Below are 15,690 nucleotides of genomic sequence, written 5' to 3'. Positions count from 1 at the left end.
ACTGTAAAATCAACGTTTCGCGCTTCAAACTTCGCTGCGTCTGCAGCAGAGAGGCCGAACTATACCCACCTCCCAAATACTCGTCAACACCCACACCGCAAAATTCCAACCCAAAAACGCTAAACCCCTGTTTTTAAACGCATCAGCCAACTCACCCCTTTTGCATCCCCCGCAAACTCCCCGATTGCATCACGTATTCAAACAGGCGGCATTCCAGCGCTCCGTTGAATAATGGCGTGCGGTGCGATCACGATATCGGGGATTAGCGATGGCACGGAGACCACGCTTGGCATTACCGGAAGACAATCCGGTTATTTGGATTCTTTTGAATAATCCTGGCGGTAAAGCTCGTAATAGGTCGTGGTGGAATACAGGACGCCATCGCACACCAACTGGTACTGTGGCACCGGATTACGGGCCACGACCGTAGTGTCAGGTTGCGTATCGTGAATGCTGCACGACTGGTAACTGGAATCTGCCTGAAACAGCTGCAAACCATGCGTTCGGGCAAATTCATCCAGTGCAGCTCGATCACCGGACTGAGTCAGTTCGGCAAATTGCTGGTACAGTGCCTCGTCATCCGGGACAGGTGGTACATTCTCGGTCGGCGCCATCTCAAGTCCTTATCTGCATTAGTAGTCAATGATCAAGCTTTCCGTATTGCTCGCCAATGTAGCCGATTTCCCGCCGGATTGGCTGGAGAAAATGTCGTTTTCGGCATCCAGTCAGCAACGCTTGGCGCAACTGAGCCAACCGCATCGACGCGTGCAATTTATGCTTGGACGCTGGCTGATGGCACAAGCGGCAGACTGTTCACCAGAGGAGGTCGCGGAAGGGGCGCATTTCCCATGTTTTGCTGAACAAGCACAATGGCAAGCCAGCATTTCGCACAGCGGGGATTATGTTGCAGTGCTTGTGAGCCACGGATTCCGTTGCGGGCTGGATATTGAGCATCCGCAACGTCAGCGTGACTGGCCTGCACTGGCCGAGAGAGCCTTTTCCTGCAAGGAAACCTGCTGGATCGCCGAAGCCCCGCCCGCAGAACAGAGTGAACGTTTTCAGCGTATCTGGACCTTGCGCGAGGCGGCATTCAAAGCGGGATTGGTGCCCGGCGTCGTCGGGGAAAAGGTGATGTTCGACCCGGCCACCGGCACGGGCCCTCAAGACTTGTGCTGGCAGTATCTGCGCCAAGGAAACTTGCACGTGTCGGCCGTAGCCAGCCAACCGTTCCAGCTCAATATCCGGCCAATCAGACCGCCACACACATAAATGCAGTTCAGTGTTCTGCGCCCGGAGCAACCCAATGCTGCTTGACCCAGCGCAAGCCATAAATCAGCCCACCACCCAGCCAGATCCAATGCGACCAGACCGGCCAGCCATTGCGCCAGAGATCCACTGCCAGCAAACAGCTTGCGATCAGCACAAAACGCCCGAGCCGATACTGCGCTTCGCTGATCTTTCCTGCAGGCACGATCAGATTTTCTGCCTGATCGACCGTGGCAACCGACAGATCCGCCACATTCACCCTGAATGCCCCTGCCAGCGCCAAACGCGTTTCTGCTGAAGCCTTGCCTTCGGCCTCAACGCGCTGGACGGTGCGCAAACTTACTCCAGCAGCCGTGGCCAGATGCTCTTGCGACCACGCCGTGGCTTCGCGCATTTGTCTTACTTGCGTAGCATTCATATTGATGTCATCCATGACTTACCTCCCTTTATCAGACACGCTTGAAGCGTGGCCGAGCCAGGCAGGGAAGATGATGCCAAACAGCCGTCAAATGGCCGCCAACAACATGCCATCAACGATTCATCAACCAGAACACGCCGGCAATTGTCTTGGAATCGGTAATTTCATTGGCCAGAATGCCTGCCTTCAAGGTATCGAGCGACATGGGCACAATTTCGAGAAATTCCTCCTCATCACGGTTAGGTTGGCCTGCGGTCAACCCTCGCGCCAGGAAGAGGTGGATCACTTCGCTCGAATAACTGATCAGCGGGTGGAATACACCCAGATATTCCCACTCCACTGCACTGTAGCCGGTTTCCTCCAGCAGCTCGCGCTTGCCACAAGTTAGCGGATCTTCGCCCGGATCAAGCTTGCCGGCCGGAAACTCAACGAAGACCTGATGCAGGGGATAGCGATACTGGCGCTCCATCAGCAGGCGACCATCATCCAGTACCGGGATCACCATCACAGCGCCCGGATGCTCGACATATTCGCGCTTGGCCAGCTCGCCATCAGGCAAGCTGACCGTATCACAGTTGATTTTCAGCAGATGGCCTTCGAAAACGCGCTGGCCACTTACCTTGGTTTCAATCAGGTGCGTATCTTTTTCAGGAGATGTCATAGTTTTATGGGCGTGGTGTGCCAGATACGTTCGGCGTATTCGCGAATCGTGCGATCCGATGAAAAACGCCCGATGCCGGCCACATTGAAAATGGCTTTTTGGTCCCAGAGCTCGCTGCGACGATACAGCGCATCAACCTTGCCTTGCGCGGCCACGTAATCTTCGTAATCCGCAAGCAACTGGTAATAATCGCCCCAGTTTACCAGCACATCGTAAATCACCCGGTAGCGTTCCGGATCTTGCGGCGTAAAGTAGCCGGTGGCGATCTGGGTCAGCACTTCATGCAGTTCAGGATTTGCCTCATAGATAGCGCGCGAGTTGTAACCTTCGCGACGCAGGCGTTCGACATCTTCGGCTCGGTTGCCGAAAATAAAGATGTTATCCAACCCGACCGCTTCAGCAATTTCGACATTGGCACCATCCCAGGTACCGATCGTCAGCGCCCCGTTCAGGGCGAATTTCATATTGCCGGTGCCGGAAGCTTCAGTGCCAGCCGTGGAAATCTGCTCGGAAAGATCCGCCGCCGGAATGATGATCTCGGCCAGACTCACACTGTAGTTCGGGACAAACACCACCTTGAGCTTGTTGCCGATGCGTGGATCATTGTTGATCTTGAGCGCGACATCATTGATCAGATGAATGATGGTCTTGGCCATGCGGTAGGCCGAGGCCGACTTGCCGGCAAATATCACCACACGCGGCACCCAGTCGGCGCCCGGTTTTTTCAGAATGCGGTTGTAACGCGTGATCACATGCAGCACATTGAGCAATTGCCGCTTGTATTCGTGGATACGCTTGACCTGCACATCGAACAAGGCATTCGGATCGATGTAGCAACCCAATGTTTTGGCCACGTACTGCGACAGGCGCTCCTTGTTGGCCAGCTTGGCGGCACGGAACTCGGAAACAAATTGCGGGAAATCGGCATAACCGCGCAGCTCCGCCAACTCCTCAAGATTCACGCGCCAGGTCGTACCGATGGTCTTGTCAATCAGCGCGGATAGCGGCGGATTGGCAACAGCCAGCCAGCGACGCGGAGTAATGCCGTTGGTTACATTGGTAAAACGTTCCGGCCACAGCCGGTAAAAATCGGCAAATACCGACTGTTTCATGATTTCCGAATGCAGCGCCGATACGCCATTGATGGTATGGCTGACCACCACAGCCAGCCAGGCCATGCGCACCTTGCGCTCGCCGGATTCATCGATCAGCGAGACCCGGCGCATCAATTCCGTATCACCCGGGAATTTCTGGGCGGCTTCCTTGAGGAAAAGCTCATTGATATCGAAGATGATTTTCAGATGACGTGGCAACAGTCGCCCGATCATACCGACCGGCCAGGTTTCCAGGGCTTCGCTCATCAGCGTATGGTTGGTGTAACTGAAAATTCGTTGTGCCTGCGCCCACGCATCGGCAAAACTGAGCTGGTAGTCATCCATCAGGATGCGTATCAGCTCGGGCACAGCCAATACCGGATGGGTATCATTCAGGTGCAAGGCTATTTTTTCAGGCAGCAGATCCAGTGTGTCGTGGCTCAGGAAATAGCGGTGCAGGATGTCTTGCAAGCTGGCAGAGACAAAGAAATACTCCTGGCGCAGGCGCAATTCCTTGCCGTGATAGGTGGAATCATCCGGATACAGCACGCGAGACACGTTCTCGGACTGGTTCTTTTCTTCTACCGCAGCGAAATAATCACCCTGGTTGAATTTGCCCAGATTGATTTCCCGACTGGCACGCGCAGACCACAAGCGCAAGGTATTCGCCACCCCGTTCTGGTAGCCGGGAATGATGTAGTCATAGGCCACTGCCCGGGTTTCATGCGTATCAACCCAAGTTGCCTTATCGCCCTGGTATTCGAGCCGGCCGCCAAAGCGAATCTGGTAATGCACCTCATCCCGCGGAAATTCCTGCACATTCAGGGAGGAAAGCCAATAATCAGGGGTTTCGACCTGTTGGCCATCGATAATGTTCTGCTTGAACATGCCATAGTCATAACGGATGCCATACCCCATACCCGGGATCCCCTGCGCCGCCATGGAGTCCAGAAAACAAGCAGCCAGACGCCCCAAGCCTCCATTTCCCAGTGCGGCATCCGGCTCTGAACCAATGATTTCTTCCAGAGAAATACCCATCTGGTCCAGCGCGGTGCGTACCGGCTCATACAGGTTGAGCGAGATCAGGGCATTGGATAATGCCCGCCCCATCAGGAATTCCATCGACAGGTAATACACGCGACGACCATCCTGCGAGTAGCCGGCACGCGTGGATTTCATCCATTGCTCAACCATGCGGTCACGCACAGCCAGAAACGTGGCGTTGAACCAATCCTTGTTCTGCGCAACCGCTGGTGTCTTGCCTATCGAGAATGCCAACTTGTCGGCAATCGATTCGCGCAAGGCGTCAACTTCATTCTCGGGGGAGTGGAATACGAACGAAAAAGACATGTTGGCATCTCCGGTTAGGTTCTACAGGCCTCGATACAACGACACATACTGTCGTGCCGCCACCTCCCAGCCATAATCCTGTTGCATGCCGTGGCTACGTACGGCTTTCCAGTCTTTGGGACGTGCCCATAGCGCAAACGCACGACGTACTGCCAGCGTGAAGCCGTCGACGCTGAATTCATCGAACACCATGCCGCTGGCCTTGCCTTCAGCCAAATTTTCCAGGCTGCAATCGACTACTGTATCCGCCAGACCACCGACACGGCGCACCAGCGGCAAAGCTCCATATTTCAGGCCATAGAGCTGCGTCAATCCACAAGGCTCGTAGCGACTGGGCACCATGATCACATCGCAACCGGCCATGATCTGATGGGCAAAGCCCTCGTCATACCCGATCCTGACGGCGACGTTAGCCGGATCAGCTACCGCGGCATCACGGAAGGAATTCTCCATCCAGGCATCGCCACTACCCAGCACAACGACTTGTCCGCCTCGCGCCGTAATCTCACCCAGGCCAGCCAGAATCAGGTGCAGCCCCTTTTGCTCAGTGAGACGACTCACCACGGCAAACAGCGGCTTGTTATCGCTGACTTCCAGCCCGGTCATATTTTGCAGTGCGGCCTTGCACTGAACCTTGCCCTCCATTCTGACCGGCGAATATGACGCGGCAATGGCGGTATCTATCGCAGGATTCCATACCGCGTCATCCACACCATTGAGAATACCGGACAGAAAAGCACCGCGCTCTCGCAACAGGCCATCCAAACCGCAGCCCTGTTCATGCGTTGTGATTTCACGCGCATAGCTGGGAGATACCGTTGTAATGCGATCAGCATAAAAGATGCCAGCTTTCATGAAGTTCAGCTGGCCATGGTATTCCAGGCCATGCAGGCTGAAGAAATCAGCCGGCAAACCCAGTCCATCAAAGCAACGCGCCGGAAACACACCCTGATACGCCAGGTTGTGAATCGTGAATATCGACGGCACCTTGCGTCCCTGTGCGGCCAGATAAGCTGGTGCAAGACCGGCGTGCCAGTCATGACCATGCACCACTTCGGATCGCCACCAGCCATCCACGCCATCGGCCAGTTGTGCCGCCATCCAGCCAAGCAAGGCAAAACGCAGATGATTGTCGGCATAGGGATGCTGCTGGGCATCGTGATAGGGGTTGCCGGGGCGGTCATACAATTGCGGCGCATCGATCACATACAGCGCAACACCGGCGTCAGTGTGACCAAACAACAAACGCGCCGGGCCGGCAAAGGTCTGAAACTGCGCCACTTCACCGGCTTGGCGCAGGCCTGCCAGCACCGAAGGAAAGCCCGGCAGCAGCACGCGCGTATCGCATCCCTGGCCATTGAGTGCCAGCGGCAAGGCACCCGCCACATCTGCCAGGCCACCGGTTTTCAGCAAGGGGAACAGTTCGGCACAAACGTGGAGAATACGCATGAAAGCTCCGGAAACAAAAAACGAACGAGCATTACGATAGCACCCGTTCGTTTCAATTGCGAAAAAGCATCAATTACGCTTGCAGTTTTTTCAACATGTCCGGCGTGATCAGCACGATGCCGCCTTCACTGCGCTCAAAACGGCGGCCGTCTTCTTCGGCATTTTCACCGACAACCATCCCAGGCGGAATTTCGCAGCCGCGATCAATCACGCAACGCCGCAAGCGGCTGCCCCGGCCGACCGTCACGCCCGGCATGATGACGGCGGAATCGATGGTGCAGAACGAATCGATGCGTACCTTGGAGAACAAGACAGAATTGATCACCAGCGAACCGCAGACAATGCAACCGCCGGATACCAGCGAATTCAGCGTCATGCCGTGCGAGCCATTGATATCCTGCACGAACTTGGCCGGCGGCAACTGCTCCTGGTGCGTCCAGATCGGCCAGTTCTTGTCATACAGATCCAACTCCGGGGTAACGGAGGCCAGATCAAGGTTGGCAGCCCAATAGGCATCGATGGTACCGACATCGCGCCAGTACGCTGGCGCATTGGGGCCGCTCGAAACGCAGGAAAGGCCAAACGGGTGGGCGTAGACCTTGTCCTCAGACACGGCCTTCGGTATCAGATCCTTGCCAAAATCATGGCTGGATTTTTCATCGGCGATATCCTCATCCAGCAGACGGTACAGGTAATCCGCGTTGAAAACGTAAATACCCATCGAGGCAAGCGCGATATCCGGCTTGCCCGGCATGGCCGGCGGATCAGCCGGCTTTTCGACAAAGGCAGTCACCTTGCGGTTTTCATCGATCGCCATCACACCAAAACCGGTGGCATCCATGCGCGGCACTTCGATGCAGCCCACGGTGCATTCACCGCCGGATTCGACATGATCCAGCAACATGCGCGAATAATCCTGCTTATAGATATGATCACCCGCCAGGATCACGACATATTCCGGCTCGTAGCTACGGATAATGTCCATGTTCTGATAGACCGCATCGGCAGTACCACGATACCAGTGTTCTTCATCCACCCGTTGCTGTGCGGGTAGCAGATCGATGAATTCGTTGGATTCGCTGCGCAGAAACGACCAGCCACGCTGCAAGTGGCGCAACAGGGAATGCGATTTGTACTGTGTGATGACGCCAATACGGCGAATGCCAGAATTGATGCAGTTTGATAGCGCAAAATCCACAATTCGGAACTTGCCGCCAAAGTAGACTGCTGGCTTGGCCCGGTTATCGGTCAATGCTTTCAGGCGACTGCCGCGCCCGCCTGCCAACACCAGCGCCACAGTACGTTTCGGCAACTGGCGTGCCAACATCAAATCATCCATGCTTCCTCTCCTTTGCGTGTTTCTCCCTTCAAAGAGTAACAGCTCGGATGGGATTTTGCCGAACTCGCGGCAAAAACATGGCGAAAGTGTGGTTATTCTTCCTTCCAGCTGGATGCGAAGCGCATCTCGGCCTGCTTCAGATGGCGATGCATGGCCGTGCGTGCGGCCTTGGCATCCCGCCGCTTGACTGCTTCGAGAATTTCTCGATGCTCCAGGATGGAACGTTGCCAGACTGTTTCCGTATGGAAATGCTTTTCCAGGCGCATGTATACCGCTTGCTCCCGCGGCATCCACAACGCCTGCACCGCAAGCAGCAAGGCGCTGTTGCCGGAAGCTTCAGCCAATCCGAAATGGAAACGCCGATCATGTACCACATGCATCGGGTCATCGGCCGAACAGCAAACCATATCGCCCAATGCTTTGGAAAGTTCGGCCAATTGTTCAGCCGTGGCATGCTTGGCTGCCAGCGCGGCAACATCCGGCTCGATCAAATCGCGCGCAAACAGGACTTCGAACGGACCGGGCGTGATGGTGACCCCACCTGCCACCGGGGCTGGAACTTCCGTTACTGCAGACACCACCGCGCGCTCCAGCACAAATACACCGGCACCACCGCGAATTTCCACCCAGCCTTCAACTTCCAGTGCGATCAATGCTTCACGCACCGTAGGCCGGCTGACGTTCAATTTCTCGGCCAGCACTCTTTCCGCCGGCAGGCGTGAGCCGGGCGGATACTCGCCGGAATCGATCAGACGGCTGATCTGATCGGCAATCTGGCGATAAAGGCGACGGTTATCAATCGATTCAATGGGCATACGTAGTCTGTCGGCGGTAAGCGTGGGCGAAGTTTACTCTTCCAGTTCCTGCCAACTGGAAACAAAACGTGTCTTGATGTTCTTGAGGTGACGCTGCATCACCGTCCGGGCAGCCTTGGCGTCGCCCCGCTTGATGGCTTCAAGGATTTCGCGATGTTCGATGATTGCGCGCTGCCAGATCGATTCATTATGGAAATGATCCTGCAAGCGCAGATAGAGAGGATCGGTACGCATCGACCACAAGGTATCGACGGTTTGCACCAGTGCGCCATTGCCGGTGGCCTCTGCCAGGAAATGATGGAAACGCCGGTCGTATTCGACATTCATCGGATCACTGGCCGAACAGCACACCATCTCGCCCAAGGCTTGCGCCATGGCGGCAATATGTTCGGGCGTAGCATTTTTGGCGGCAAGCGCTGCAACGTCCGGTTCGATCAGATCTCGCGCATACAATACTTCAAACGGGCCCGGCGGCGGCAGGTTGCTGGCGGCCTGGCCGGATGGTGCGTGCTCGCTGATGACCGACGGCTCCGAGCGCTCCAGCACAAACACCCCAGTACCGCCACGGATATCCACCCAGCCTTCGACTTCGAGTGCAATCAGCGCTTCGCGCACAGTCGGACGGCTCACATTGAGCTGGGCGGCCAGCGTTCTTTCAGGTGGCAGACGACTGCCAGGCTTGTATTCGCCGGATTCGATCAACTGCGAAATCTGCTCGGCAATCAAGCGATACAGTCGGCGGTTATCAACAGATTCTATGGGCATGGCGCACCGTTACCTCGTCGTTATTATCCATGGAAGGCCAATTCCCCATGCAAGCCGGCTGCAGCGGCTATCCTTGCAAACAATTTGGCCTTATGGTCTTACCAGATCAACTGGTATATGAGGTGATCATAGCGACACATGCGCTAAAAAAAAACATGTACATGCATTTTTACATTGTGACCGGTAAACAAATCGGCTTGGCCATCTGGATGTGAGGTGTGAGGTGTGAGGTGTGAGGGGATGTTCGAGGATTTTGATCCTCGAACATCCCGGGCGACAGAAGCAGGGCGTCAGGCAATCACATCCGGGCCGCTGCGGCCGGTACGTTCGCCGATACCGGCAAGCTCACGCGCAATGGCCACCAGGCCAGCCAGTTTCTCCTGCACCGGCACGACATGACCGGCTGGGTCTGCTTCGAACCATTCCAGATACACACGCAAGGTAGCACCCTCCGTACCGGTGCCGGACAAGCGATACACCACGCGCGCGCCATTGTCGAAAATTACCCGGATACCCTGCTGGCGTGAAACCGATCCATCCACCGGATCGTCATAGGCAAAATCATCGGCCTTGGCCACCATCAGCCCATTGAGCGTTTGTCCAGCCAGGGAATCCACACGCTCGCGTAGCGCCTGCATCAAGGCATTGGCAATTCCGGTATCGAGTGCTTCGTAATCATGACGGCTGTAGTAATGACGGCCAAAACGCTGCCAGTGCGCCTGCACGATCTCTTCCACGCGCTTACCCGTGGCAGCCAGCAGATTGAGCCAGAACAGCACCGCCCAGACACCATCCTTTTCCCGCACATGGTTGGAACCAGAGCCATAGGATTCCTCGCCACACAGCGTGGCCCGGCCAGCATCGAGCAGATTGCCAAAGAATTTCCAGCCGGTCGGCGTTTCATAACACGGCACACCCAAGGCCTTGGCCACGGCATCGGCAGCACAGGAAGTCGGCATCGAGCGTGCAATGCCGCTGATACCGCTCTTGTAAGCAGGAATCAGCGTGGCCTGCGCAGCCATGATGGCAAGGCTGTCCGAGGGAGAGACCAGGAAATTGCGGCCGACGATCATGTTGCGGTCGGCATCTCCATCGCTGGCAGCGCCAAACTCGGGTGCATCAGGCGCCGCCATGGCTGCAATCAGATCTGTGGCATGGGCCGGATTCGGATCGGGATGGTGCCCGCCGAAATCCTCCAGCGGCACGGCATTGACCACGCTGCCGGCCGGCGCACCGAGCAAGTCTTCCAAAATATGCTTGGCATACGGCCCGGAAGCCGCCGACATTGCATCGAAATGGATGCGATGTCCTTGGGCAAACCAGGCACGGATCGCATCGAAATCAAAGATCTGCTGCATCAGTTCGGCATAATCAGCCACCGGATCGATGACATCGATCTGCATGCCGTCCAGCGTGTAGCGACCACACACATCGAGCAGGATATCCGCCGCATCACTGATGCGGTATTCCTGCATTTGCTGGGTAGCCGCAAAAATTGCATCGGTGATTTTTTCCGGAGCCGGGCCACCGTTGCTGATGTTGTACTTGATGCCAAAATCGCCATCCGGCCCGCCCGGGTTATGCGAGGCGGACAGGATAATGCCGCCGGTGGCGGCATGTTTGCGAATCACACAACTCGCCGCCGGGGTCGAGAGCAAACCGCCCTGCCCGACCAGCACGTGCGCCACGCCGTTGGCGGCTGCCATTTTCAGGATGGTCTGCACGGCCACGCGGTTGTAAAAGCGCCCATCCCCGCCCAACACCAGCACCCCGCCTTGCAGCGCCGGGACAGTAGCAAAAATCGACTGGACAAAGTTTTCCAGATAATGCGGCTGCTGGAAGACAGTAACCTTCTTGCGCAAGCCCGACGTGCCGGGTTTCTGGCCGGCGATCGGCGCGGTTGAAATAGTCAGAACGGTCATTTACCTGCTCTCTCTCGTTTTTTTCATAATGAGTGGTACAGCCTTCGAATTATTGGCCAATGCCTGCCGATCCGCCAAACAAAGCACGGTCACACTGCGCGCGGATGCAACAAAATCCTCGCATCCTTGCGCTGGATCATCGGCACTGGTCAGCCGCAAACGCCAATCGCCCTGCGGCAGATGGAAATGCACCTGATGTGCGGAGGCATTCACCAGCAGCAACCAGCTGCCGCCGAGCCTGATCATCAAGGCCTTGCCAGCCGGATCATTCCAGTCATGGGGCTCCAGCACAGTACCGGATGGATTCAGCCACACCACATCGGCCACACCCGCCGCATCGGCCTTGCCATGCCACCATTGATCCAGATTAAGCACGGGTATCGCGCGTCGAATTGCCAGCAACTCGGCCACAAAATGCGTCAATTCGGTGTCCGCCGCGGCCCAGTCCAGCCAACTGATGGCATTGTCCTGGCAATAGGCATTGTTGTTGCCCTGTTGTGACTGGCCGATTTCATCACCGGCCAGCAGCATCGGCGTGCCCTGCGCCAGCAACAGACTGGCCAGCAAGGCCCGGCGCACATGGCGGCGCAACAGCTTGACATGCGGATCGCTCGTCGGACCCTCTTCACCGCAGTTCCAGCTCAGGTTATGACTATGGCCATCGCGGTTATGCTCACCGTTGGCCAGATTGTGCTTGTGGTTGTAGCTGGCCAGATCCGCCAAAGTGAAACCGTCATGCGCGGTCAGGAAATTGATCGAGGCAGCCGGCGTACGGCCGGCTTGTTCAAAACAATCAGACGATGCGGCAAAACGGCGGGCGAACTGGGCCCGGCTGGCACCATCATGCAACCAGAATCGACGCAACGTATCGCGGAACTGATCATTCCATTCGCTCCAGCCTGCGGAGAATCGGCCAATCTGATAACCGCCGGGGCCGATATCCCACGGTTCGGCAATCAGTTTGCAGCCGGCCAGCAATGGATCCTGCTCGATAGCCGCGAATAGCGCGGCAGCCGGGTCAAAGCCGTGCAAAGTCCGCCCCAGGGTCACGGCCAGGTCAAAGCGGAAGCCATCGACATGGCATTCGCCCACCCAGTAGCGCAGGCTGTCCATCACCAGTTGCACTACGCGCGGATGCGCAAGATTCAACGCATTGCCACAGCCGGTCCAGTTTTCATATTCACCAGCAGCGGTGCGCGCGTAGTACACGGCATTGTCGATGCCGCGCAATGACAGGGTTGGCCCCTCTTCATCGCTCTCGGCGCTGTGGTTGAACACCACATCCAGGATCACCTCGATGCCGGCGGCATGCAGGGCTTTGACCATCTCCCGGAATTCGGACAAGGGCGTGGTGCCGGCACGACCGGACCAGTACCGCGCTTCCGGGGCGAACCAGGCAATCGGGTTGTAGCCCCAATAGTTGCGCAGCCCCAGGCGCTGCAGGCGCGGCTCGTCCACAAAGGCAAAAACGGGCAGCAATTCCAGCGTGGTAATACCCAGCTGTTGCAGGTGTGCCAGCATGGCCGGATGCGCCAGTGCGGCATAGCTGCCGCGCAGGTCTTCCGGGATAGCCGGATGCAGGCGCGTCAAACCTTTGACATGCGCTTCGTAGAGGACTGTCCGCGCCCACGGAATACGCGGCAGCACATCGCCTTGCCAGTCGAAGGGCTCGTCGATCACCCGAGCCTTGGGCGCCTGCGCGGCATTGTCAGCATGCGAAGGTAGATGAGGCGCAGCCGGATCGAATCCGTAGTGAACTACATCATCGTGAAACGCTCCGACCAGCGCACGCGCACAGGGGTCGAGCAGCAGCTTGGCCGGATTGAAGCGGTGCCCGCGCGCAAGGTCATACGGGCCATGCACCCGGTAGCCATAGATCAGGCCGGGCTGCGCGCCGGGCAGGTAGCCATGCCAGACCCCAGCCGTTTGCGCATTCAGGGAAAGTCGCTGCAATTCCTGCCGACCTTCGGCATCGAACAGGCACAGCGTCACAGCCTCGGCATGCAGGGAAAACAGGGCAAAGTTGATCCCCTGTCCATCGAAATGCGCGCCCAGTGGATACGGTTTTCCGGGAAGCAGGGTATTTGCCATATCGACCTCAATCAATCGGATGCCGCAGCGCCAGCGATTTGCGCATGCGGCGCAAACCATACGCCACGAAACCAGCCACGAGCGGAATGGCAATGCCGGTGACCAGCTCCGGCTCGACATGCACGCCGGCCACCTTGATACCCTTGGCCGCATAACCCACCAGCCCGACGGTGTAGTAGGTAATCGCTGCCACCGAGAGCCCTTCCACCGTTTCCTGCAAACGCAGCTGCAGATGCGCGCGCCGGTTCATGGAGGCCAGCACTTGCTGGTTCTGCTTTTCGCGCGACACATCGACGCGCGTGCGCAACAGGGCCGAGGCACGGCTGACGCGTTTGGCCAGAATGCGCTGACTGCGGGCGACCGATTCGCAGGTCTCCATGGCCGGATGCAGACGCCGCTCCATGAACTCCGAGAAAGGCTGCGTGCCGGGAATGCGCAATTCACGCAGTTCGCGAATCCGCCGCTGCACGATTTCAAAATAGGCGCGCGCGGCGGAAAAACGCGAATCAGTGCGCGAGAGCGCGCTTTCGATCCTGGCCGCCAGTTGCGTAAGCCGATCCAGCAGCATGGGTTCGTCATCCTGGCGCGCATCGGGCATGGCGGTCGTCAATTCGGTCAGTTCCTGATCGGTCAGGGATAATTCAGGCTGCAAGCTCTTGGCGAGCGGCAAGGTCAGGCAGGCCATCATGCGGTAGGTATCGACTTCGAGCAGGCGATGCAGCATGCGGCCGGACTGGCGCGGCCCCATCTGTTTGCTGACCAGTACATAGCGCGAACATCCATCCGGGTGGATGCGGTAGTCGGTATAGGCCAGCCCGGCACCGTCGGCCAGTTGTGCGCCGATCAGATCGTTGCCGGCAAAGTAGCGACTGGCCAGCACTTCGACATCAGCCGGCAGATCTGCTTCCTTGCGCACCACTGCTTCAACAGCCAGCAATACATTGCGCGGCAACTGGCCCAACCAGTCGGCCGGCATCAGGTTACGCGGCGAATCGGTAAACGGCTCGTTCTCATCCTGATCCCGAATCCAGGCCAGTGTCGAAAATTCGCCATGGCGCGACCAGCGGAAACGCAGCTGCGGCCACAATTCGCAATCGAACTGAACCATGCCCGCTTGCGGCGGATCGCAATCGAAATGCGCGCATAACTGGCCCAGCAACCAGATTTCCTGCTCGGCACTCAGATTGCGGTTGAGGTAAACGAGATAGCTGACGGCACACGGCGCTGGTAAGGGCAGAAACGGGCGCGCCAGAATGACCTCATTGAGCTCGTGGCGCAGGGGATGATCGACCAGCATGGCGGTTGGGTTCGTCATTGTGATCCTCCGGTAAGAAGCTGCCCAAGGAGACCATGAGCAGGCTCTAAGAGCATGATCACCAGATCATACCTGCCTCTGTACCAGACTGCGCATCAGCGAGAATGTGTATTGTTACACTCGGCAATCCATCGGATTGCAACAATCCACCATGACGGCTACATGCGCTCCAGCCGCGGGGTTTCTTCTTGTTCGGACGGGGTTTGCATATGCCAGGGACCATAGCGCATCTCACCCACGGACATGGTCATCATCTTGCCAAAGCCCACCGCCACCAAGACCACCAGCAGCACCGTCAGGCCGACGGCAATGACCTGGTGCACCGTGGAGTTCGGCGGATTCGGGGGTCCGTATTCATTGCTGCCCTTGCTGCCAGGCCAGACCAGCAGTACCAGCCAGATCAACCAGCCAATAAAGGGGACGAAGCTGAGCAGCACCAGCCAGCCGCTGTAACCCATATCGTGCAGGCGCTGTACGGAATAACGGAAACCATAGAACATGCTGGCCAGGAAAAGCAGGCCAAGCGGAATGATGGCCAAGAAAGCAAAGGTGTCGCTGAACATGTTCGACATCATGGAACCCGCCATCATCGATCCCACCAGCAGCAGCACCGCCACGATCAGAAGGGCATACAGGGCCAGACCATAAATGCAATAGCGCATCCGGTTGAGCCGGCCGGAGAAGCTCAAGCCGAAGATGCCGGGCAGAGCCTCTTCCTCTGACTGGGGATACGTGGGTGCTGTCACCTTCTTGGCCTGAGGCGGCACGGGCTGCGGCGCGTCGCGCAATACAGCCTGGGCCGCCGCGTAACGCGGCATATCGACACCGCACTCGCGGCAGAGCGTTCGCTTGGGCTGCTTCGCCCCGCACTGCGGGCACACCATCTGCTCGAATTCTACCGGCGTTGCTGCCGGCTCCTTCAGGTCTGCGGCGGCAGACACCGAGGCAACGGCTTCATCCTCGACGTCGACACACAAGCCGGTCTTGGCCAGATAGTCGAGGTAGGCAGCCAGCCTGGATTCGGGCAAACCGCGCTTGATGACGACCGACCCACCCAGGAACAAACCTTCCACCTGCTGGGCAGACAGTTTCAGGGCATCCGGCAGGCCGGCCTTGACCTCCTGCAGGCTGCGACCGGGCTGCAACACCCCGTTGAACACCAGCCTGACTGTCTTCTCCTCAGACATTTTCTTTCCCGTGATTGA

The 15,690-nt window shown here is 57.5% G+C and carries 13 protein-coding genes; 1 reads left to right on the top strand and 12 read right to left on the bottom strand.

The window, feature by feature from the left end:
* Positions 1 to 311: 311 nt before the first annotated feature.
* The gene (locus AC0KVQ_RS01410; protein ID WP_473419309.1) at positions 312 to 614 is read right to left on the bottom strand and encodes a hypothetical protein; all 303 of its coding nucleotides are present in this window, start codon (positions 612 to 614) and stop codon (positions 312 to 314) included.
* Between the two features lie 28 nt (positions 615 to 642).
* On the opposite strand from AC0KVQ_RS01410, the gene AC0KVQ_RS01405 reads away from it, so the two are divergent.
* Positions 643 to 1,269: a 4'-phosphopantetheinyl transferase family protein gene (locus AC0KVQ_RS01405; protein WP_473419308.1), complete on the top strand. Its 627-nt coding sequence runs from the start codon at positions 643 to 645 to the stop codon at positions 1,267 to 1,269.
* Positions 1,270 to 1,276: 7 nt separating this feature from the next.
* Here AC0KVQ_RS01405 and AC0KVQ_RS01400 read toward each other — a convergent pair whose 3' ends face one another.
* The 11 genes from AC0KVQ_RS01400 to AC0KVQ_RS01350 all read right to left on the bottom strand — a co-directional run bounded on the left by AC0KVQ_RS01400 (position 1,277) and on the right by AC0KVQ_RS01350 (position 15,672).
* The gene (locus tag AC0KVQ_RS01400; RefSeq protein WP_473419307.1) at positions 1,277 to 1,699 is read right to left on the bottom strand and encodes a helix-turn-helix domain-containing protein; all 423 of its coding nucleotides are present in this window, start codon (positions 1,697 to 1,699) and stop codon (positions 1,277 to 1,279) included.
* 97 nt (positions 1,700 to 1,796) lie between these two features.
* Positions 1,797 to 2,345, bottom strand: coding sequence for an NUDIX domain-containing protein (locus tag AC0KVQ_RS01395; RefSeq protein WP_473419306.1), 549 nt, complete (start codon positions 2,343 to 2,345; stop codon positions 1,797 to 1,799).
* Positions 2,342 to 4,789: a glycogen/starch/alpha-glucan phosphorylase gene (locus tag AC0KVQ_RS01390; protein ID WP_473419305.1), complete on the bottom strand. Its 2,448-nt coding sequence runs from the start codon at positions 4,787 to 4,789 to the stop codon at positions 2,342 to 2,344. The genes AC0KVQ_RS01395 and AC0KVQ_RS01390 overlap by 4 nt, the downstream gene beginning before the upstream one ends.
* Positions 4,790 to 4,810: 21 nt before the next feature.
* Positions 4,811 to 6,238, bottom strand: a complete 1,428-nt coding sequence (gene glgA, locus AC0KVQ_RS01385) for a glycogen synthase GlgA (protein ID WP_473419304.1) — start codon at positions 6,236 to 6,238, stop codon at positions 4,811 to 4,813.
* A gap of 73 nt (positions 6,239 to 6,311) precedes the next feature.
* On the bottom strand, positions 6,312 to 7,577 hold the full coding sequence (gene glgC / locus AC0KVQ_RS01380) for a glucose-1-phosphate adenylyltransferase (RefSeq protein ID WP_473419303.1): 1,266 nt from the start codon (positions 7,575 to 7,577) through the stop codon (positions 6,312 to 6,314).
* A 92-nt stretch (positions 7,578 to 7,669) separates the two neighbouring features.
* Entirely contained in the window at positions 7,670 to 8,392 is a 723-nt protein-coding gene (locus AC0KVQ_RS01375; RefSeq protein WP_473419302.1) for a FadR/GntR family transcriptional regulator, read from the bottom strand.
* A gap of 33 nt (positions 8,393 to 8,425) precedes the next feature.
* Positions 8,426 to 9,157 (bottom strand): FadR/GntR family transcriptional regulator, encoded by a 732-nt coding sequence (locus tag AC0KVQ_RS01370; RefSeq protein WP_473419301.1) that lies wholly within the window; start codon positions 9,155 to 9,157, stop codon positions 8,426 to 8,428.
* A gap of 290 nt (positions 9,158 to 9,447) precedes the next feature.
* Positions 9,448 to 11,079 (bottom strand): alpha-D-glucose phosphate-specific phosphoglucomutase, encoded by a 1,632-nt coding sequence (locus tag AC0KVQ_RS01365; protein WP_473419300.1) that lies wholly within the window; start codon positions 11,077 to 11,079, stop codon positions 9,448 to 9,450.
* Positions 11,080 to 13,170 carry a glycogen debranching protein GlgX gene (glgX, locus tag AC0KVQ_RS01360; protein ID WP_473419299.1) on the bottom strand — a complete coding sequence of 697 codons (2,091 nt, stop codon included), beginning with the start codon at positions 13,168 to 13,170 and terminating at the stop codon, positions 11,080 to 11,082.
* Between the two features lie 7 nt (positions 13,171 to 13,177).
* Positions 13,178 to 14,485: a DUF3422 family protein gene (locus AC0KVQ_RS01355; RefSeq protein ID WP_473419298.1), complete on the bottom strand. Its 1,308-nt coding sequence runs from the start codon at positions 14,483 to 14,485 to the stop codon at positions 13,178 to 13,180.
* Between the two features lie 158 nt (positions 14,486 to 14,643).
* Positions 14,644 to 15,672: a DUF805 domain-containing protein gene (locus tag AC0KVQ_RS01350; protein WP_473419297.1), complete on the bottom strand. Its 1,029-nt coding sequence runs from the start codon at positions 15,670 to 15,672 to the stop codon at positions 14,644 to 14,646.
* Positions 15,673 to 15,690: the final 18 nt, after the last annotated feature.

This window comes from Formivibrio sp. oc-25 (assembly GCF_055810895.1).
This window is presented reverse-complemented; position numbering and strand designations above follow the sequence as displayed.